Source organism: Gordonia sesuvii, from assembly GCF_036350415.1.
GTDB classification, from domain to species: Bacteria; Actinomycetota; Actinomycetes; order Mycobacteriales; family Mycobacteriaceae; genus Gordonia; species Gordonia sesuvii.
In genome coordinates this window covers 116,385-136,644 of sequence record NZ_JAZDUF010000003.1, presented here as the reverse complement: position 1 = coordinate 136,644, position 20,260 = coordinate 116,385, and the positions used below count along the sequence as shown (strand labels likewise).

The following is a 20,260-nucleotide window of genomic DNA, read 5'->3' as shown; positions in this document are numbered from 1 at the left end:
AACGGCCGGTAGTCGACCACGGAGGTGATCCGCGTGCGCGCTGAATTGCCCGAAACACTGGAAATTCCTGTCCTGTCCGACGGGGTCGTGACGTTGCGGGCCCACACGCCCGCCGACGTGGAACGCGTCGTGGAGTACGCAACCGACCCATTGACGATGCGCTGGGCCAAGATGCCGTCGCCGTACGGCCGCAACGATGCCGAGCGGTACATCACCGGTGCCCACGCCGGGTGGGTGACGGGTGAGTCGATGACCTGGGCGATCGAGCGTGACGATCGTTTCGTCGGCAGCGTCGAACTCAAAGGGTCGGGTCGTGCGGTCGAGATCGGATTCGTCCTGCACCCGGATGCGCGCGGTGCCGGAACGGCGCGCCGTGCCATCGTCCTCGCGATCGAGTACGCGGTCGAGCATCGCAACGTCGAGGTGGTGCGGTGGGAGGCCGAGGAGGGCAACCTGGTCAGTCTGCGTACCGCCCATGCGGCCGGCTTCACCTTGCTGGCCAAGATGCCCGACTGGCTGGAGATGAACAGCAAGGTCGTCGACGCCTGGTGTGCGAAATGGCGCGCGGGTGACGACTTCGAGCCCAAGACGACCTGGCGCGCAACCACATTCGAAACCGATCGATTCCGCCTGCGTCCGCTCGCGGAGGGCGACGACGAACGTATCCGGGAAACCCTCGACGACCCGGTCTCGCGCAAGTACCTGTTCGGGCGCCCGGATCCGCTGACGGTCGAACACGCAGCAGCCGAACGCACCCGCAAATGGTGGACCGCGGCTCGAGGGGAGACCTGCACCTGGGCGGTGGCGGACAAGGAGACCGACGAGTACCTCGGTGACATCTCGATCTTCGAGATCGACCCCGTCGTCGGCGCGGAGATCGGTTTCTACACCCATCCGGAAGCGCGCGGACGTGGCGTCCTCGGCGAGACGTTCCCGGCCGCGGTCCGGCATTGCTTCGAGACTCTCGACATCCGCCGCCTGACGATGTTCGCCGCCGACTCCAACGAGGGCAGCAAGGCCCTGGCCCGGCGGGCCGGGATGCACGAGTTCGGGACCCAACCGCTGGCGGCCAGCTCGGGCGGTGTGCTCGAGGACCTGGTCGGATACGAGCTCCTCCGCGAAGACGCCTGACCCGATCACGTGCCGGCCCCGTAGTGGGCTCGGTCACATTCATGAGCCCGGATCATCGAACGCTGGACATGGCCGCCCCCGGCAACCTACGCTTGCGTAGGTTACGGAATGGTAGGTAGGCGCGCCGATCGGCGCCCGACCTGACCGTCGCACCAGCCGACTGACACCCGGGAGGACTGTATGGCGATCACCGACATCCCCGAGTACGCGCACCTGACCGATGCCGATCTCGAGGCACTCGGCGCGGAGCTCGACGCGATCCGCGCCGACATCGAGGCCGACCGCGGCGAGCGGGACGCGCGCTACATCCGGAACACGATCCGATTCCAGCGCGGCATGGAACTCGCTGGGCGCACGTTGATCGCCGGCTCGACCAAGCGGTCGATGTGGTGGGCCGGCGCCGGTGCGCTGGGCGTGGCGAAGATCGTGGAGAACATGGAGCTCGGCCACAACGTGATGCACGGGCAGTGGGATTGGATGAACGATCCCGAGGTGCATTCGACCACCTGGGAGTGGGACAACACCGACCCGTCGGCGCACTGGAAGCACACCCACAACTACATCCATCACAAGTACACGAACGTGCTCGGCATGGACGACGACGTGGGCTACGGCCTGCTGCGGGTGACCCGCGACCAACGGTGGCGGCCGTTCTACCTCGGCAATCTCGCCTACAACACGGTGCTCGCACTCCTCTTCGAATGGGGCGTCGCCGTTCAGCATCTGGAGCTGGGCAAAAAGCGCCGCACCCCGGAGGCCAAGGAACAGTTCCGCCGCGATCTCGCCGACGTCGGCAAGAAGGTCGGCAAGCAGGTCGCCAAGGACTACGTCATCCACCCGACGCTGGTGAGTGCCGTCGCCGGCCGCCGCGTCGGATACGGCCGCGCATTCGGCAAGGCCGCCACCGCCAACCTGATGGCCAACGTGATCCGCAACCTCTGGACCAATGCCGTGATCTTCTGCGGTCACTTCCCGGACGGCGCGGAGAAGTTCACCAAGCAGGACGTCGACAGCGAGACCCAGCCGGAGTGGTATCTGCGCCAGATGCTGGGCAGTGCGAACTTCCGCGCGGGGCCGGTGATGGGCTTCATGAGCGGCAACCTGTCCTACCAGATCGAGCACCACATCTTCCCGGACCTGCCCAGCAATCGGCTGCCGGAGATCTCGGTGCGGGTGCAGGCGCTGTGCGAGAAGTACGACCTGCCCTACACCACCGGCTCGTTGCCGGTGCAGTACGCGAAGGTGTGGCGCACGATCGCCAAGCTGTCGTTGCCGAACAAATACCTGAAGGCGACGGCCGACGACGCGCCGGAGACAGCCTCCGAGCGGCGGTTCAAGGCGGAGCTCGTCGACGGAGCGCGGCTGCAGGGCACCCTCGACCCGGCCACCGGGCGCCGCAGCGGTCTGCGCACGGCCATCGCGGGTCTGGGTAAGCGCGCTCGCCGTGGAGCTCGGGCTGCGTCCGGATCGGCGACGACGAACGCGCCGCAGCGGCGGGCCGCCTGAGACAACCCGCCCGACCGCGTGGGGCCACGGCTGCAGGCCGTGGCCGCCCACGGGCATAATGAACCGCAATGGCCATCACCGACATCAACGAGTACGCCCATCTGACCGATGCAGATGTGGAGGCGCTCGGCGCGGAACTCGACGCACTTCGACGTGAGATCGAAGCCGATCGGGGGCTCCGCGATGTCCGCTACCTCCGACGCACGATCGTCGCGCACCGCGCGCTCGAGGTCGTCGGCCGACTGGCGCTCCTGGGTAGTCACAAACGGGGGCTGTGGTGGCTCGGCACCGGCTCGCTGGCCGCCTCGAAGATCATCGAGAACATGGAGCTCGGCCACAATGTGATGCACGGCCAATGGGATTGGATGAATGATCCCGAGGTGCACTCCACCACCTGGGAGTGGGACATGGTGTGCGCGTCGCCGCATTGGAAGCACTCGCACAACTACATCCATCACAAGTTCACGAACGTCGTCGGGATGGACGACGACGTGGGCTACAAGATCCTCCGGGTGACCCGCGACGAACCGTGGGAACCGCGGCGAGCCCTCCAGCCGCTGTTCAACGTTCTGCTCGCGCTCACCTTCGAATGGGGCATCGGGCTGCACGACCTCGCGCTGAAAGACGTCGCCCAGGGCAAGAAGTCCAAGGAAGAGGCGATTCCGCAGATCAAGGAGTTCGGCCGGAAGGTCGGTCGACAGGTGGCCAAGGACTATGTCCTGTTCCCGGCGTTGACCGGGCCGAACTACCGGCACACGCTGACCGCGAACCTGACGGCCAATGTGATCCGCAACCTGTGGGCGTATGTGGTCATCTTCTGCGGCCACTTCCCTGATGGTGCAGAGAAATTCACCACCGACTCGTTGACGGACGAGACGTCGGGGCAGTGGTACCTGCGTCAGATGCTCGGCACCGCGAACTTCAACGCCGGGCCGGCGATGGCGTTCATGAGCGGCAACCTCTGCTATCAGATCGAGCACCACCTGTATCCGGACCTGCCGAGCAACCGCTACGCCGAGATCGCCGAGCGCGTGCGCGCACTCTGCGACAAGTACGACCTGCCGTACACCACCGGATCACTGTTCGTGCAGTACATGAAGACGCTGCGCACCATCAACAAGCTGGCTCTGCCGGACCGCTTCCTGCGAGACACCGCCGACGACGCACCGGAGACGGCGTCCGAACGGCGCTTCGCCGGTATGCCGAGCACCCGCGGACTCAAGTCCGCCATCATCGAGCTGAAGCGGAACAAGCTGTCGCGGAAGTGATCTCGATGGCGCACCTCGCTGGTTGAGTAGGTCGAGGCGCAGCGACCCCGTTCTATCGCTGGTTGAGTGGGTCGGGCCGGTGGCGACGTTTGATGGCACCGTTTGTCGCGGGTTGAGTAGGTCGGGGGCGCCGGCACCGTTTGTCGCTGGTTGAGTAGGTCGAGGCGGCGGCGCCGCCGTTTGTCGCTGGTTGAGTAGGTCGAGGCGCTAGCCGAGACCGTATCGAAACCCCGCAACCCGATCACCAAACCCTCACCCTCGCAAGCTCTCCCGCCGCTGCGCATGCGCCAGGGCCGATCCCGAGCACCGAAGTCGACGTCCGCACGAGCCCCGAAAATTCTCTGCACTGTTCTCAAGAATCTCCTTGACTTCGAACTGATGTTCGAACATACTGGACTCATGGGAGCTTCGGGGGATCTCACCACCATCACTGATTCAGTTCGTGAACTGCGCTTTGCCGACGACATATCGGGGCGGGGCGCGTTCGATGCGATGACCACACTGGTCACGCTGCGAAATCTGATCGAGCATCACGCCGCGACTGTGGTCGGTCATCTCGACCGACTCGGCGTGGCCCGCGATCACGGTCGCAAACTCAGTGAACTGCTGATCGTGATGGGGTTGGCGCCCACAGTCGCCTCACGTTTGATCCGCATTTCTGCCGCACGCGAGAAGCTACCGACCCTGGCGGCGCATGCCGCCGATGGGGCGATCTCGGCTGAGCACGCTGATGCAGTGGGTAAAGGTGTCGACCAGGTTGCCGGCAGGTCGGCGGAACCGATCGACGACGCGGCGCGTCTAAATATCGTGACTGATCTTCTCGCCCAGTTCTTCTCCGGTGCCACCCCTGCCGAGATCGGCAAACATGCCCGCAGACTGGGCAATCAACAGGCCGATGACACCGGTGGGGTGCCCGCGGCCGAGGACCGCAACCTCAATGCACTTACCCACATCATCGATGGTGACGGACGCCTACAGGTGCGTGCAGACCTCAACACCGAGGTCGGCGAGAAGTTCAGTGCGGCAATCGAGGACCTCGCCGCGCCTCGGCCCGAACCCGACGGATCGCCGGACGCACGAAGCGCGGCGCGTCGTCATGCCGACGCCCTCGAAGCGTTGTTGGACATCGCTGCACGCAGTGGGGATGTGGCGGCCGCGCCGCGAACCCAGGTACTCGTGTCGGTTCCGGCCGACACTCCCGACTTGGCCGACCTGCCCTTCATGGGGTCGCTCTCCGAAGCAATGTTACGCACCCTCACCTGCGACGCCGGTGTGACCACCACGATCGTGGACGGAGAGCGGGTGCCGATGGAGATCAGCCGCGAGAAGCGGCTGTTCCCAGCGCATCTGCGGAAGGCGCTGCACAAGCGTGACGAGTGCTGCATCAAATGCGGAGTGAGTGCGACCCGCTGCCAGGGGCATCACATCATTCACTGGGCAGATGGCGGAATCACTGTGTTGGACAACGGATGTCTGTTGTGCCCGTCCTGTCACGCCGACATCCACCACAACGGATGGGATGTCATCATGGGCCTCGACCGACATCCCTGGCTCATCCCGCCGGTATCGGTCGACCCGAAACGTCGACCGCTGCCTGCCTACAACAGACGCACGATGAACCTGGACGACCTTCCGTCTGCCGCTTGAGATCCTCGGTCGACTTTCAGTCGGCATAGGCACGCAGCCAAGACTTCCCACGCACCCGACCCTCCGGGTCGGGATCGCATCAGTCCCTTGAGAACTCCATAGATGTGAATGACGCCATCACAACGGTGTCGCGTACCCGACGGCCACAACGGTTGAACCTCAAGCCTTGTGGTGCGCGGTACGCGACACCGTGCGCCGGCAGCGTGCAGGTGTTCTACGCTCGCTCGGCTCAGCGCTGCGGAGTGGACTTGGCCCGCAGGTGGTGGGTGTAGATTGCGCCGGTGGTGACGTCGTCTTCCACCTCTTCCAATGTGCGCCCACGGGTTTCCGGCGCCTGGGTGTAGACGAAGAGGATGGCGAAGATGCCGACGACGCCGAACATGAAGAACGTTCCGGTGATGCCGATGGCCTCTACCAGGGTCGGGAAGAACAGGCCCAGGAACGCGTTGGCCATCCACAGGCAGAACACCGATATGCCGATGGCGAGACCTCGGATCTGCAAGGGAAAGATCTCCGACAGCAGCACCCAGGTGGCCACGTTGAGGAACGTCTGCATCGAGCCGACGAACAACACGACCAGAATCAAGATGACATAGGGGCGCAGCGGATTGCCCACCGGCAGAGCGATGGAGGCGATGCCGATGAGGAAGTGGCACACCGTCGTGAGGCTGTAGCCGATCAGCAAGGTTGTGCGGCGATTCATGTGCTGGGCCAGCCACAGCGCGGTGATGGAGCCGATCACCGCGATCACCCCGGGCGCGATGTTGGCGATGAGAGCCGCGTTGGACTCGAAGCCGGCTTCCTTCAGAACCGACTGGCCGTAGTACATGATCGAGTTGATGCCGGTGAGTTGCTGTGCGACACCGAGTCCGATGCCCACCAGGATGATCCGGCGGACCCAGCGGCTGTCGCGGATGGACGACCAGCTGCCTCGGACCCGGTCCCTCTCCATGTCGTGGATCTCGGTGATCATGTCCACCTCGGCCTGCGCCCGCTGTTGCGTCCGGATGGTCGAGAGAACTTCGAGCGCCTCGTCGCTTCGATTCTGCGCGATGAGCCAGCGCGGTGATTCCGGGACTCGAGTCATGCCGACCATCAGGCAGATCGCGGGTAATGCGGCGACGGCGAGCATGATCCGCCAGACACCATCGTGCTCACCCCAGATGTTGCCGATGATCGCATTCACGACGAATGCAGCGAGCTGACCGACGACGATCATAACCTCGTTGCGGCCGGCCAGGGATCCGCGGATCTCGTAGGGGGCGAGTTCGGCGAGATAGACCGGAACCACCGTCGATGCTGCGCCGACGGCGAGGCCCAGGACGATACGGCCGAAGACCATCACTCCGAAACCCGGGGCGATGACGCAGGTGAGCGCGCCGACCAGGAACAAGACCGCGAGCAGCATGATCGACTTGCGGCGGCCCCAGGCATCCGAGAGGCGGCCACCGATCATGGCCCCGAACGCAGCCGCGAAGAGCAGTGAACTCGTCACGACTCCCTCGGTGAAGGCGGTGAGTCCGAGGTCCTCCTTCATCGGCTCGAGTGCACCGTTGATGACACCGGTGTCGTAACCGAACAGCAGACCACCGAGGGTCGCGATCAATGCCACCGCGTGCAGCCGTCGGCGGAAGGCGCCGGTGCCCAGCGGTGGCAGAGCTTTTCGTTCGTTGACCAGGTCCGAACTGTCGGTGGTGGACATCGGATACTCCTCTATCGCGTTACATTCGACCAGCGCTCGTGATGGCGGTCACAGCCGATACTAGCCGAAGAACAAACTATGTCCTAACAAAATGTCAAAGTTTTTCGTTTGAACTGGGTGTTGATTGCCGCACAGCGAAGTGGATACCGTGATCACGGCAATTTGTCCGAACATTATGGAGACTCCTATGAAGCTGGGTTTGGTCGGCTACGGCGCCGGCGGACGGCTCTTTCACGCGCCGTACATCGCGGCCGTGCCCGAGATCGAACTGGTCGGCGTGGTCACGCGGAGCCCGGAGCGGCGTCGCGAGGTGCGCGGGGATCTACCGGGAGTTCCGACCTTCGATTCGCTGTCGGCGTTGCTCGATGCCGGGGTCGACGCGGTCACCATCACCACGCCCCCGGACACCCGCCGCGATCTGGTCCTCGAGGCGCTGGCCCGGGGAGTGCACGTCATCGCGGACAAACCCTTCGCGCCAGACGCCGCAGGTGGGCGCGAGCTGGCGGCGGCAGCTGAGTCGGCGGGCGTACTGCTGAGCGTTTTCCACAACCGGCGCTGGGATGCTGACATCGCCACAATTGCCGACATGCTGCCGAGTCTGGGGGATGTCTGGCGCTGTGAGTCGCGGTTCGATCTCGATGAACCCGGAAGCCTGGACGCCGGCCCGAGCGGGGGGCTGCTCCGCGACCTCGGAGCGCACCTTGTCGACCAGATGCTGACGTTGTTCGGTCCGGCGGCCACGGTGTACGGGCATCTGGATTTCGTGGATCAGACAGAGGGCCGCACCGACTGCGGATTCGTCGTCTCGGTGAACCATTCGAACGGTGTCCACTCGACCGTGAGCGCGAGCAAGATCAATCACGTGGCGGCGCGCCAGTGGCGCATCTACGGCTCGGCGGGCAGCTACATCAGCGACGGCACGGATGTTCAGACGGATCAGATCAAGCAAGGCCTCCGGCCTGCCGACGGTCTCGAATCATGGGGCTACGAAAGGCCGGATCGCCTCGGAGTGCTGTCCACGGCGAAGGGGACGGCGGCTGTTCCATCGGCACAGGGACGTTACGACGAGTACTACCGGCAGTTCGCCGCTGCGGTTGAGGGCAGGGGTCCGCAGCCGGTACCGGCGGCCGAGGCGATAGCCGTGCTCGACGTACTCGACGCCGCGCGTCGCAGCTCCGAAACGGGTGACACCGTCCGTCTCTGACAGGTCGTGCAACGCACAATTGCCGTGTGACTCACCGGGGTGAGTCACACGGCAACATCGGCTCGGCGTCGTCGCAGCTGTTCTGTGCCGCAGCTGTTCTGTGCCTCAGCCGGTGTGTCTCAGGCGTTCTGGGGGAAGCCGAGGTTGAGTCCGCCATGGCTCGGGTCGAGCCAGCGGGTGGTGATGGCCTTGGCGCGGGTGAAGAAATGGATACCTTCGGTGCCGTGGGCGTGGGTGTCGCCGAACAGCGAGGCCTTCCAGCCGCCGAAGCTGTAGTAGGCCATGGGAACCGGGATGGGGACGTTGATGCCGACCATGCCGACCTCGACCTCGTTTTGGAAGCGTCGGGCGGCGCCGCCGTCGTTGGTGAAGATGGCGGTGCCGTTGCCGTAGGGATTCGAATTGATCAGTTCGAGGGCTTCGTCGTAGGAGTCGACGCGCACCACCGACAGGACGGGCCCGAAGATCTCGTCGGTGTAGATGCTCATGTCGGAGGTGACGTTGTCGAACAGGGTCGGCCCCAGCCAGAATCCATCGGCCTCGCCTGCAGGCTCAACGGTGCGGCCGTCCAGGACGACAGTGGCTCCGGCCTTCTCGCCGGCGTCGACGTAGGACGCGACCTTGTCGCGGTGTGCCTTCGTGACCAGCGGGCCCATGTCGGCGTTGCGCGTGCCGTCGCCGGTGGTGATGGTCTTGGCGCGTTCGGCGATCTTGTCGACGAGGTCATCGGCGACGTCGCCGACGGCCACGGCGACCGAGATGGCCATGCAGCGCTCTCCCGCCGAACCGAAACCGGCGTTGACCATGGCGTCAGCGGCGAGGTCGAGGTCGGCGTCGGGCAGGATGATGGCGTGATTCTTGGCCCCGCCGAGTGCCTGCACGCGCTTGCCGGCAGCGGTGCCGGTGGCGTACACGTACTCGGCGATCGGGGTGGACCCGACGAAGCTGATGGACTTGATGGCCTTGTTGGTGAGCAGCTCGTCGACCGCGGTCTTGTCACCCTGGAGGACGTTGAACACGCCGTCGGGCAGGCCCGCCTCTTTCCAGAGCTCGGCCAGCCAGATGGCGGCGGTGGGGTCCTTCTCGGACGGTTTGAGCACGACGGTGTTGCCGGCGGCGATGGCCACCGGGAAGAACCACATCGGCACCATGGCCGGGAAGTTGAACGGGGAGATGATGCCGACGGGCCCCAGCGGTTGACGCACCGAGTGCACGTCGACCTTGGTCGAGGCGTTCTCGGTGTAGCCGCCCTTGAGTAGATGCGGGATACCGCAGGCGAACTCGGCGACTTCCTGGCCGCGGCTGATCTCACCGAGTGCGTCGGAGAGAACCTTGCCGTGTTCGGCGGTGATGATGGCGGCGAGTTCGGGTTTGCGGGCCTCGAGCAGTTCGCGGAAGCGGAACAGGATGGCGGTGCGCTTGGCCAGGCTGGTGTCACGCCAGGCCGGGAAGGCGGCGGTGGCGGCGTCGATAACTGCGCGGGCGTCCTCGACATTGGCCAGCGCGACTTCGCCGGTGACCGCGCCGGTCGCGGGGTTGGTCACCGGAGCCGTGTTGCTCGACGTGCCGGGGTAGGCCTTGTTGTTGACCCAATGGGTGATGGTCTGGGTGACGGTGGTGGTCATGTTGATTCTCCTGGATGGATGTGGTCCGTTGCTGGTCCCTGAGGAGCGAGCTTGCGAGCGGTTTGGTGGTCCCTGAGGAGCGAGCTTGCGAGCGTCTCGAAGGGTCTCGAAGGGTCACGAAGGGCCCTTCGTGACACTCGGCTAGCGCCTCGTTCCTCAGGGGCCGGAGGTCGGCTGGCGCCTCGTTCCTCAGGGACCGGGGGGTCGGCTAGCGCCTCGTTCTCAGGGACCGGGGCTGGGCTCTGTGCCTGCGCGGTCAGGCGCCGGGAATGGATGCGCGCGAGACCATCTCGACAGTCTGGGGCTCACCGGTCTCGAGTGCCTTGACGCCGGCCGCGCACACCGCGGCGGCGGCGTACCCGTCCCAGGCGCCTGGGCCGTCGACGTTGTCGCCGCGGCGGACCGCGTTGACCCAGCGCTGGATCTCGACGTCGTAGGCGACACCGAAGCGTTCGACGAACGACGGGGTGATGTCGCCGGTCGAGATGCCGGCGATCTTGCGGCCGTCGCCGGTGTCGGACTGAACGGGGTTGCGCTGCTTGCGGATCAGACCTTGGTCGAGGCCGATGAACGCCGAACCCAGCTCGCCCACCAACTCGGTGCGTACCTCATAGGCGACACCGGTGGTGACGAAGCACTCGATGTCGACGTGCCGGCCCGACTCGGTGGTGAAGATCGCGATCTGCGGATCCTTCAGCCCCTCCGGCGCATTCGGGTTGGCGCCCGGCGCGATGATCTGCACCGAGGTGATCTCCTCGTCGAAGAAGTACCGGGTGGCGTCGACCTCGTGCACCAGCGAGTCCTTGACGATCATCGAGCTGTCGAAGCTCGGCGGCACCGCGGGATTGCGGTGCACGAAGTGCGCGAGCAGCGGCTGCCCGAAGGTGCCGTCGTCGATGAGTCCCTTGAGCTGCTCGTACTCGTGATCGAAGCGGCGCATGAAACCGACCTGGATGAGCTTGCGGCCCACCTCGGCTTCGCGCTTCACGATCTCCAACGACGTGGTGACATCGGTGGTGAGCGGCTTCTCACACATCACCGGCTTGCCGGCCTCGAGGCAGGCGAGCAGCTGCTTCTCGTGGGTCGGACCGGGAGTGGCGAGGATGACCGCGTCGACCTCCGGATCGGCGATGGCGTCGAGCGGATCGTTGATCGCTCGGCAGCCCGGGATGGTGGCGGCCAGTTCCTCGGCCTTCTCCGGGAGATAGTCGTTGAGCACCGTGACGGTGGCGCCCTTGGTGCGCTCGGTGATGCGGGCGACGTGGTCGGCGCCCATCATGCCGACGCCGAGGACAGCGATGCGCAGGTCGGTGGTCATTGATTTCCTCCCGTGGTCGGGTCGGTCGAGTTCAGATCGGTCGGGTTCAGATATGGCCGCTGCACGGCCTTCCACTGCGCGTACACGTCGTAGGCCTGCTGGGTGGACTCGAGTGTGGAGGTCTCCGACACGGGTACGTCCCACCAGGATTCGCTGTCCGGGGCGCCTACCAGCGGATCGGTCTCCACATGAATGACGGTGGTGCGGTCCGCAGCCTTGGCGGCCTTGATCGCGTCGGTGAACTCTGCGGCCGAGGTGGCCCGGATGACGTCGGCACCGAGCGAGGCGGCGTTGGCGGCGAGGTCCACCGGCAGGGTGGCGCCCTCGAGCCGGCCGTTGTCGCCGCGGTAGCGGTAGTTGGTGCCGAACCGTTGCGAGCCCAGCGACTCCGACAGGGAGCCGATGGAGGCGAAGCCGTGGTTCTGGACGAGCACCACGATCACCTTCAGGTTTTCCTGCACGGCGGTCACCAACTCGGTGGCCATCATCAGGTAGGAGCCGTCGCCGACCATGACGAACACGTCGCGGTCGGGGCAGGCCATCTTGACGCCGAGGCCGCCGGCGACCTCGTAACCCATGCAGGAGTACCCGTATTCGACGTGGTAGCCCTTGGCATCACGGGTGCGCCAGAGCTTGTGCAGGTCACCGGGCATGGAGCCCGCCGCGCAGACGACGACATCGCGTGGATCGGAGGTTTCGTTCACCAGCCCGATGACGGCACCCTGGGTCAGCGCTTCGTCGCCGGTGGCGACGTTGGTGCCGACCGAGGTCGGGGAGTAGGCCTGCTCGACGATGTCGTCCCACTCCTGTGCGAGTGCCGTGACCCGCTCCCGATAGGTGGGATCGACTGCGTACTCGGAGAGTAGCTCGTCGAGAGCCTCGATGGATTCGCGGGCGTCGGCGACCACGCTGTAGCCACTGTGCTTGACCGAATCCAGGGACGCCACATTGATGTTCACGAAACGCACACCGTCGCCGGTGAACGCGGTGCGCGATGCGGTGGTGAAATCGCTGTAGCGGGTGCCGATACCGATCACCACGTCGGCGTCGGCGGCCAGCGCATTGGCCGCGGTGGTGCCGGTGGAGCCGATGGCGCCCACGGACTGTGCGTGATCGTAGGGCAGCGAGCCCTTGCCGGCCTGACTCTGCCCGACGGGGATGCCGGTCCGTTCGCAGAAGCGGGCCAGGGCGTCGGTGGCGTGGCTGTAGATGACACCGCCGCCGGCAACGATGAGTGGGCGCTGTGCCGAGGCGATGATCTCGGCGGCCTCGGCGATCACGTGGCGCTCCGGCAGCGGGCGGGCGACGTGCCAGGTGCGTTCGGCGAACAGGGATTCCGGGAACTCGAAGGCCTCGGCCTGGACGTCCTGCGGGATCGCGACGGTGGCGGCGCCGGTCTCCACCGGATCGGTGAGCACCCGCATGGCGCCGAGGAGGGCACCCGCCAACTGTTCGGGCCGCCACACCCGGTCGAAGTAGCGCGAGACCGGTTTGAATGCGTCGTTGACGGTCACGTCACCCGATGAGGGCAGTTCGAGTTCCTGCAGCACCGGGGAGGTGGCCCGGGTCGCGAAGGTGTCGGCCGGCAAGAGCAGCACCGGCAACCGGTTGATGGTGGCCAGTGCCGCGCCGGTCAGCATGTTGGTGGCTCCGGGGCCGACGGACGCGGTCACCGCCCACGCCTGCAGTCGGTCCTTCATGCGGGCATAGCCGACGGCGGAGTGCACCATCGCCTGCTCGTTGCGTCCGAGGACATACTTCAGCGACAGCTCCCGGCCACTGTTCACGTCGTCGATCTCGTTCTGCAGCAACGCCTGACCGAGTCCGGCGACGTTGCCGTGACCGAAGATGCCGAAGCACCCGGCGAAGAACTTGCTCCGCTCGCCGTCGCGCTCGACGTACTGATTGGCGAGGAATCGCACGGTCGCCTGGGCGACGGTGAGGCGGACGGTTGATTCACCGTGGGGGGTGCGGAGGCCGGTGACGCCGCCGGCGCGTCCGGAGTTGATCGGTGCCACGATGGCTTCTTTCTGGTCGGTGGGTGGTCAGGAGTTGTTGCTGTGCAGGGGGAGTCGGGGATCGACATCCTGGTGTTCCCAGCTGCCGCGCAGCCACGTGTGGGCCGGGTCGTCGCAGATCTTCCAGGCGCGCTCGTCACCCGGTCCGGCCATCACGTTGAGGTAGTACATGTGGTAGCCGGGTGCCGCGATGGACGGTCCGTGGTAGCCGTGCGGCACCAGGACGACATCGCCGCTGCGGACCTCCTCGAGCACCTCGATCGGACGTTCGGGCGTGCCGTAGACCCGGTGATAGCCGAATCCCGGTGAGCCGTCGGCGCCCTGATCGATCTCGAAGTAGTAGATCTCCTCGAGTTGTGACTCGTTCTCGGAGTTCTCGTCGTGCTTGTGCGCCGGATAGCTCGACCAGTTGCCGCCCGGTGTGATGACCTCGCACGCGATGATCGACTCGGCCTCGAAAACGCCGGCGGTGCCGAAGTTGTGTACCTGACGGCTGCAGTTGCCGGCGCCGCGCAACTCGATGGGGACGTCGGCGGCCGGTACGTAGCGGAACGGCAGACGGCCCTTCGCCCGGGCGCCGCACAGCGCGAACCGTCCGCCCGCCGCACTGGTCACGGTGAACTCGGAGTCGCGCCCCACATAGGCGAAGTCGCTGGGCCCGTCGAACACACTCGCGCGTCCGGCGAGGTCGAAGGTGACGCCGCCCGAGGACACGCTCGCCGACCCGGCGAGCGGCACGACGATGATCTCGTCATCGCCGGTGCGCCGGGTGATCGACTCACCGGCACCGAGTTCGACCACGAACAACGACGACTCGGTCCAGCCGGCCGACTCCGGGGTGATGTCGACGGTCAGCGGCGCAGTGCCGGTGCCGGCCGGGATGTAGTACTTCGAGTTCACGCGCGTCTCCTCTCAGCTCACCAGGTTCACTGCGGTGTCGACCGCGGTGGCCACGTCGTCGTCGGCCGGGTACAGCAGGGTGCGTCCCACGATCAGGCCGCGGACCGACGGGATGCGCAGTGCGCGTTCCCAACTCGCGAAGGTCTCGTCGGGCGCGGTTTGCGGATCGCCGCCGAGCAGCAGGGTGGGCAGCGTGGTGGCGTCCATGACGCGTTCCATCTCGTCGACCACCGGCAGCTTGAGCCAGGTGTAGGCCGAGGTGGACCCGAGTCCCTGGATGATGTGCATCGACTTGATCACCGCGTCGGCGGTCAGGTCGTTGCGGACCTTGCCGTCGATCCGTGACGACAGGAACGGTTCGAGCATCGCGATCGATCGGCCGGCGGCCAGTTCATCCACCGCGGCCGCGCAGGCGGTCATCATGTTCAGGGTGCCCGGATCGCCGAGATCGACCCGGCACAGCATCTTGGCGCCGTTGAGGCCGGCATCGATGGTCCAGGTGGCGGTCGCCGCGGTCATCCGGTCGTCGAGTTCGAACGACGCCCCGGCCAGACCGCCGCGGTTCATCGACGAGAACACCACCTTGTCCTCCAGTGCGCCGAGTAGCAGGAGGTCCTCGAGGATGTCGGATGTGGCGAGCACGCCGTCGACGCCGGGGTTCGCCAGTGCCGTGCGCAGCCGATCGAGCAGGTCGGAACGGCTGTTCATCGCGGTCGGATTCGCGCCGACGGACAGCGCACCCCGCGCCGGGTGGTCGGCGGCGACGATCATCAGACGATCGTTGCTGCCGTTGACCGTCTGGCGCCGGCGGCGTCGAGCCCAGGCCTCGGAGATGGCCTGCGGGTGGGTGGCGCGAATGGCGGTCACCTCGGCATAGGTCGAACACGTCGACGGGGGTACACCATTGGTTCGCGGGGTCGTCGCGGGCGAGGGCGGGCCCGTCGTGGTGGCGACCTCAGACATTGACTTTCTCCTGTGCTTTGGTGGCGGACTCGGCGAGCGCGGAGACCTCGTCGGCGGTGGGCATGGCGGTCGAGCATTCGAGGCGGCCGGCCACGATGGAGCCCGCGGCATTGGCGTGGCGCAGGATCTTCTCCAGCGGCCAGCCCTCGAGCAGTCCGTGGCAGAGGCTGCCGCCGAAGCTGTCGCCGGCACCGAGACCGTTGACGACGTCGACGGGAATCGGGGCGACCTCGACCGTTTCCGATCGGGTCTTGCCGAGGACACCGCGCGGGCCCTGCTTGACGATGGCGAGCTCGACGCCGAGGTCGAGCAGTGCGTCGGCTGCAGCGTGCGGGTCGGTCTCGCCGACAGCGATCTCGCATTCCTCGCGATTGCCGACGGCGACCGTCACGTGCGACAGTGCGCGTCGCACCTGCTCGGTCGCGGCCGCAGGCGTGGACCAGAACATCGGCCGGTAGTCGAGGTCGAGAACGGTCAGCGACTGGCGGCCGCGCGCCTCCCACGCGGCGAAATGTGCGCTGCGCGAGGGCTCCTCGGACAGGCCGGTCACCGTCGACCAGTACAGCCGGGCATCGTGGACCGCGTCGGCGTCGATGTCGGCGACCTCGATCTGCAGGTCCGGGGCGGTCGGCTTGCGGTAGAAGTACAGCGGGAAGTCGTCGGGCGGGAAGATCTCGCAGAAGGTGACCGGGGTGGCGTACTCGTCGTCGACGCCGACGTAGCGGTTGTCGACGCCCAGGCGCGCGAGTTCGGCGCTGACGAACCGACCGAACGGGTCGTCGCCGACACCGGAGATCAGCGCACTGCTGTGTCCGAGCCGTGCGGCGGCCACGCTCACGTTCGCCGCGCTGCCGCCGAGGAACTTGCCGAAGCTGCTCACCTCTTCGAGACCGACACCGATCTGCTGTGGATAGATGTCGACGCCGCTTCGGCCGATGGCGAGTACATCGAAGGTCGGCGTCTCAGGTTGTGCGGTCACGTACAGCTCCCTGCTCGTGTGGTGGACAGGTGGGCCCGGCGGTCGAACGGTGGACCCTGTCGTCTTCGTTGGAATCCACTGTGCGTCAGTTCACAGGCGAAAGTCAAGACTTTGTCCTGACATTCTTACCTGGCATAGTGGGGTGTCGGGGATCACAGGGTCCGTCGGGCCCCGTCGAAAGGACTTCTGGCAATGACCGTAGACACGACAACGTCGGCCGTGAGCACGGCCGACACGGACCGGGTGGGTAGTACATCCGCCATCCTGCCGGTGGGAATCATCGGGTTCGGGTGGATGGGCCGGGCGCACGCGCAGGCCTACGCCCGCATCCGGCACCACTATCCGCACATCACCCCGGTGCCGCGTCTGTCCGTCATCGCCGACGAGGTGACCGACCGCGCAGCCGAGGCGGCCGCCCAGTTCGACATCGCCTCCACGGTTGCCGACTGGCACGCAGTGGTCGCCGATCCGACCATCGGTGCGGTCAGCGTGACCGCGCCGAACTTCTTGCACCGCGAGATCGGTTGCGCCGTCGCCGCGGCGGGCAAGCACCTGTGGATTGAGAAACCGGTCGGACTGTCCGCCGACGACGCCCGTGCGGTGGCGCGTGCGGCCCGAGAAGCCGGCGTGCAGACCGCGGTGGGCTTCAACTATCGCAACGTGCCTGCCGTCGCGGCGGCCCGGGAACTGATCGCGGCGGGTGAGATCGGCGAGGTGACCCATGCCCGCTTTCGCCTGTTCAGCGACTACGCCGCTCACCCCGACGGTGCGTTGAGCTGGCGATTCCGGCGTGACCGCGGCGGCAACGGCGTGCTCGGTGATCTCGCCTCGCACGGTGCGGACCTGGTGTGGTTCCTCTTGGGTGACATCGAGAGTCTGGTCGCCGACACCGCCATCTTCGTCGCCAACAGACCGCGACCCACCGGTGCCACCGCGGGACACCAGCTCGCCTCGGGCGGCGAGCGCGGCCCGGTCGAGAACGAAGACTATGTGTCGGCACAGATGCGTCTGGCCGGCGGTGCGCGATGCGTGCTCGAGGCCAGTCGGGTATCGGTCGGCGCGCAGAACTCGTACGGTTTCGAGATCCACGGCACCGCCGGCGTGGTCCGGTGGGATTACCGGCGCATGGGCGAACTCGAGATCGGCGCGGGCGATGCATACCAGGACCTGTCGGTGGCGACGCGGTATGTGGGACCGGGTAGCGGGGACTACGTGAACTTCCAGCCGGGTGCGGCCAACCCGATGAGCTACGACGATCTGAAGGTGATCGAGGCGGCGCGCTTCTGCGAATCCATCAGCGATCCGAGTCGGGCCGGTGCCACCGTCGACGACGCCGTCCGCAGCGCGGAGGTCCTCGACGCGATGACGACCTCGGTCCGTGAGGGCACCTGGGTCGCGCCGGCGTCGATGAGGTGATCGGACTCGGCCGCCTCACCCCGGTCGGTGGTCGCGCACGTCGATCGGAGGGCGCGGACTTCCCGTACGCGCTGGCGTTGCTGGGCGCCGGTGCGATGTTCATGGAGATCCTCGACGCCACGATCGTCGTGACAGCCCTGCCCGCCATCGCCGACGACCTCGGCGTGGCGCCGCTGGCGGCCTCGGTGGTGGTGACGTCCTACTTGATCACCCTCGCCGTGCTGATCCCGCTGTCCGGTTGGGTGGCAGACAGATTCGGCGTTCGCCGGGTGTTTCTCACCGCAGGCCTGGTGTTCACGATCGCGTCGGCCGGCTGCGCGTTCGCGCCCGACCTGACGACCCTCGTCGTGATGCGGGTGATACAGGCGGCCGGCGGCGCGATGATGGTGCCGGTCGGTCGGCTCGGGGTCTTGCGCACCGTGCAGCGGGCCCAGCTCGTCCGTGCGATCGCGTACCTGACGTGGCCGGCGTTGATCGCGCCGGTGGTGGCGCCGGTGATCGGCGGACTCATCGTGACCCATGCGCACTGGCGGGTGATCTTCGCGATCAACATCCCGATCGGGATCGTCGGACTGGCGGCGGCCGTCGCGTGGTGTCGACCGGCGCCGAGCTCCGTCGGGCGTCGACGGCTCGATGTCGCCGGGGTGGTGTGGACGACGAGTGCGGTGGCTGCGGCCATGTTCGCCGCGCAGGAGGTGGCCGCCGACGACCCGCGATGGCCGGTGGTGATCGGCGGTGCGATCGCCGCTGCGGTGCTGGGCGTGATCGCGGTACGGCGGCTGCTGTCGGCGCCGGAGCCGCTGCTCGATCTCGGGGTGCTGCGGGTGCCGTCCTTCGCATCCGTCGTCGGCTACGGAACGGTGTACCGGATGGCGATCAGTGCCGTTCCGTTCCTGCTGCCGTTGATGTTCCAGCTGCAGTTCGGGTGGTCTGCGGTGGCTGCGGGAACCATGGTGACGGCGTTGTTCGCGGGCAACGTCGTGATCAAACCACTCACCACCGGGTTGATGCGCCGATGGGGGATACGCACGGTGCTGGTGGTCGATCTCCTCGCGTCGGTGATGGCGTTCGGAGCACTCGCGATGCTCGGCCCGAACACGGCCGGTGTGGTGATCGCGGTCGTGCTCGTGATCTCAGGTGCACTGCGGTCGATCGGTTTCTCCGCGTACAACACGCTGGCATTCGCCGACGTCGACGCCGCCGAACTCGGCGACGCCAATGCGTTGCATGCGGCCGTTCAGGAACTGGGTTCGGCGTTCGGCGTCGCGCTCGGTGCGGTCGCGGTGTCGCTGTTCGCCTCGATCACCGTGCTTCCCGCCGAGGCGTACTCGGCCACCTATCTCGTGCTCGGTGTGGTGATGGCGACGTGTGTCCTCGGGGCGTTGCGACTCCCGCGGACCGCAGGTGCGCAGGCCGTCGGGCCCGGGTGATCGAGCCCGAACATCAGAATGTCTGGACAAAGTCTTGACATCATGGGTGTGACGGGTATTACATCAACGCCAGGAGAGTGTTCCCTCGAACACTCTGCATACCGAGAGGAAGAGACAACGATGCATTCCACGGAACGTCGCCGCTCGGGACGGACACGCCGGCTGATCGCCATCGCCGCTGCCGTGTCCTCCGCGGTGTTGATCGTGGCCGGTTGCTCCAGCACCGGCGGTGCCCCCGACGACGACGGCGGCGACGGCGGCGGAGCGGGCAATGCGGGTACGCCGGAGGTGACCATCGCGATGATCACCCACGAGGTTCCGGGTGACTCGTTCTGGGACCTGATCCGCAAGGGTGCAGAGATGGCGGCGCAGAAGGACAACGTCAACCTGCAGTACTCGGCGGACCCGGAGGCACCGAATCAGGCGAACCTCGTGCAGACCGCGATCGACAGCGACGTCGACGGGATCGCTCTCACCCTGGCCAAGCCGGACGCGATGGCGCCGGCCGTGCAACGTGCGCTCGACGCCGGAATTCCGGTGGTGGCCTTCAACTCCGGTTACGACAACTGGAAGCAGATGGGCGTCCAGCAGTACTTCGGACAGGATGAGACCCTCGCCGGCCGCACCGCAGGCGAGCGACTCACCGAGGAGGGACGCAAGAAGGTGCTGTGCGTCATCCAGGAGCAGGGGCAGGTGGCGCTCGAATCCCGTTGCGCCGGTGTCCGGCAGGGCTTCACCGGCGGAGGATTCGAGATCCTCAACGTCAACAGCAAGGACATGCCGTCGGTGGAGGCGACGATGACGGCCAAGCTCCAGCAGGATCCGTCGATCGACACGGTGGTGACCCTCGGCGCGCCGATCGCCCAGACCGCGGTGCAGTCCAAGGGCAACGCCGGCTCGCAGGCCGAGATCGTCACCTTCGACACCAATGCCGCGCTCGTCGACCTGATCGAGAACGGCGAGGTGAAGTGGGCGGTCGATCAGCAGCCGTACGTGCAGGGCTACGAGGCCATCGACTCGCTGTGGCTGTATCTCACCAACGGAAACACGATCGGCGGCGGGCAGGCGGTGCTGACGGGTCCGGCGTTCATCGACGAGTCGAACATCGAAGCAGTGGCCGAGTACGCCCGAAACGGCACCCGCTGACCGCGCG

At 66.4% G+C, this 20,260-nt stretch carries 15 protein-coding genes; 8 read left to right on the top strand and 7 right to left on the bottom strand.

Annotated features, from left to right (window positions below; translation table 11 throughout):
• Nucleotides 1-33: 33 nt before the first annotated feature.
• The 4 genes from VZC37_RS11545 to VZC37_RS11530 all read left to right on the top strand — a co-directional run bounded on the left by VZC37_RS11545 (nt 34) and on the right by VZC37_RS11530 (nt 5,552).
• Nucleotides 34-1,131, top strand: a complete 1,098-nt coding sequence (locus VZC37_RS11545) for a GNAT family N-acetyltransferase (protein WP_330432646.1) — start codon at nt 34-36, stop codon at nt 1,129-1,131.
• Nucleotides 1,132-1,311: 180 nt separating this feature from the next.
• Nucleotides 1,312-2,637 (top strand): fatty acid desaturase family protein, encoded by a 1,326-nt coding sequence (locus tag VZC37_RS11540; protein WP_330432645.1) that lies wholly within the window; start codon nt 1,312-1,314, stop codon nt 2,635-2,637.
• 68 nt (nt 2,638-2,705) lie between these two features.
• Nucleotides 2,706-3,905 (top strand): fatty acid desaturase family protein, encoded by a 1,200-nt coding sequence (locus tag VZC37_RS11535; RefSeq protein WP_330432644.1) that lies wholly within the window; start codon nt 2,706-2,708, stop codon nt 3,903-3,905.
• A gap of 399 nt (nt 3,906-4,304) precedes the next feature.
• Complete coding sequence (locus VZC37_RS11530) at nt 4,305-5,552, top strand: HNH endonuclease (RefSeq protein WP_330432643.1); 1,248 nt, start codon at nt 4,305-4,307, stop codon at nt 5,550-5,552.
• Nucleotides 5,553-5,781: 229 nt separating this feature from the next.
• On the opposite strand, the gene VZC37_RS11525 is transcribed toward VZC37_RS11530, so the two are convergent.
• Entirely contained in the window at nt 5,782-7,254 is a 1,473-nt protein-coding gene (locus tag VZC37_RS11525) for a sugar porter family MFS transporter (protein ID WP_330432642.1), read from the bottom strand.
• A gap of 187 nt (nt 7,255-7,441) precedes the next feature.
• Here VZC37_RS11525 and VZC37_RS11520 point away from each other — a divergent pair, with 187 nt between their 5' ends.
• Nucleotides 7,442-8,458: a Gfo/Idh/MocA family oxidoreductase gene (locus VZC37_RS11520; RefSeq protein WP_330432641.1), complete on the top strand. Its 1,017-nt coding sequence runs from the start codon at nt 7,442-7,444 to the stop codon at nt 8,456-8,458.
• A gap of 119 nt (nt 8,459-8,577) precedes the next feature.
• Here VZC37_RS11520 and VZC37_RS11515 read toward each other — a convergent pair whose 3' ends face one another.
• The 6 genes from VZC37_RS11515 to iolC form a co-directional block, all read right to left on the bottom strand.
• Nucleotides 8,578-10,083 (bottom strand): CoA-acylating methylmalonate-semialdehyde dehydrogenase, encoded by a 1,506-nt coding sequence (locus tag VZC37_RS11515; protein ID WP_330432640.1) that lies wholly within the window; start codon nt 10,081-10,083, stop codon nt 8,578-8,580.
• Nucleotides 10,084-10,339: 256 nt separating this feature from the next.
• Nucleotides 10,340-11,401: a Gfo/Idh/MocA family protein gene (locus VZC37_RS11510; RefSeq protein ID WP_330432639.1), complete on the bottom strand. Its 1,062-nt coding sequence runs from the start codon at nt 11,399-11,401 to the stop codon at nt 10,340-10,342.
• The gene (gene iolD / locus VZC37_RS11505) at nt 11,398-13,419 is read right to left on the bottom strand and encodes a 3D-(3,5/4)-trihydroxycyclohexane-1,2-dione acylhydrolase (decyclizing) (RefSeq protein WP_330432638.1); all 2,022 of its coding nucleotides are present in this window, start codon (nt 13,417-13,419) and stop codon (nt 11,398-11,400) included. The genes VZC37_RS11510 and iolD overlap by 4 nt, the downstream gene beginning before the upstream one ends.
• Before the next feature lie 27 nt (nt 13,420-13,446).
• A complete protein-coding gene (gene iolB / locus VZC37_RS11500; RefSeq protein WP_330432637.1) occupies nt 13,447-14,319 on the bottom strand; it encodes a 5-deoxy-glucuronate isomerase in 873 nt (290 codons plus the stop codon).
• Between the two features lie 12 nt (nt 14,320-14,331).
• Entirely contained in the window at nt 14,332-15,282 is a 951-nt protein-coding gene (locus tag VZC37_RS11495) for a Cgl0159 family (beta/alpha)8-fold protein (protein ID WP_330432636.1), read from the bottom strand.
• Nucleotides 15,275-16,261, bottom strand: a complete 987-nt coding sequence (gene iolC, locus VZC37_RS11490; protein ID WP_330432635.1) for a 5-dehydro-2-deoxygluconokinase — start codon at nt 16,259-16,261, stop codon at nt 15,275-15,277. The genes VZC37_RS11495 and iolC overlap by 8 nt, the downstream gene beginning before the upstream one ends.
• Nucleotides 16,262-16,453: 192 nt before the next feature.
• Here iolC and VZC37_RS11485 point away from each other — a divergent pair, with 192 nt between their 5' ends.
• The 3 genes from VZC37_RS11485 (at nt 16,454) to VZC37_RS11475 (ending at nt 20,253) form a co-directional block, all read left to right on the top strand.
• Nucleotides 16,454-17,677 (top strand): Gfo/Idh/MocA family protein, encoded by a 1,224-nt coding sequence (locus tag VZC37_RS11485; RefSeq protein ID WP_330432634.1) that lies wholly within the window; start codon nt 16,454-16,456, stop codon nt 17,675-17,677.
• The gene (locus VZC37_RS11480) at nt 17,677-19,107 is read left to right on the top strand and encodes an MFS transporter (RefSeq protein WP_431309404.1); all 1,431 of its coding nucleotides are present in this window, start codon (nt 17,677-17,679) and stop codon (nt 19,105-19,107) included. Before VZC37_RS11485 ends, VZC37_RS11480 begins: the two co-directional genes overlap by 1 nt.
• 120 nt (nt 19,108-19,227) lie before the next feature.
• Nucleotides 19,228-20,253 (top strand): substrate-binding domain-containing protein, encoded by a 1,026-nt coding sequence (locus VZC37_RS11475; protein ID WP_330432632.1) that lies wholly within the window; start codon nt 19,228-19,230, stop codon nt 20,251-20,253.
• Nucleotides 20,254-20,260 lie beyond the last annotated feature (7 nt).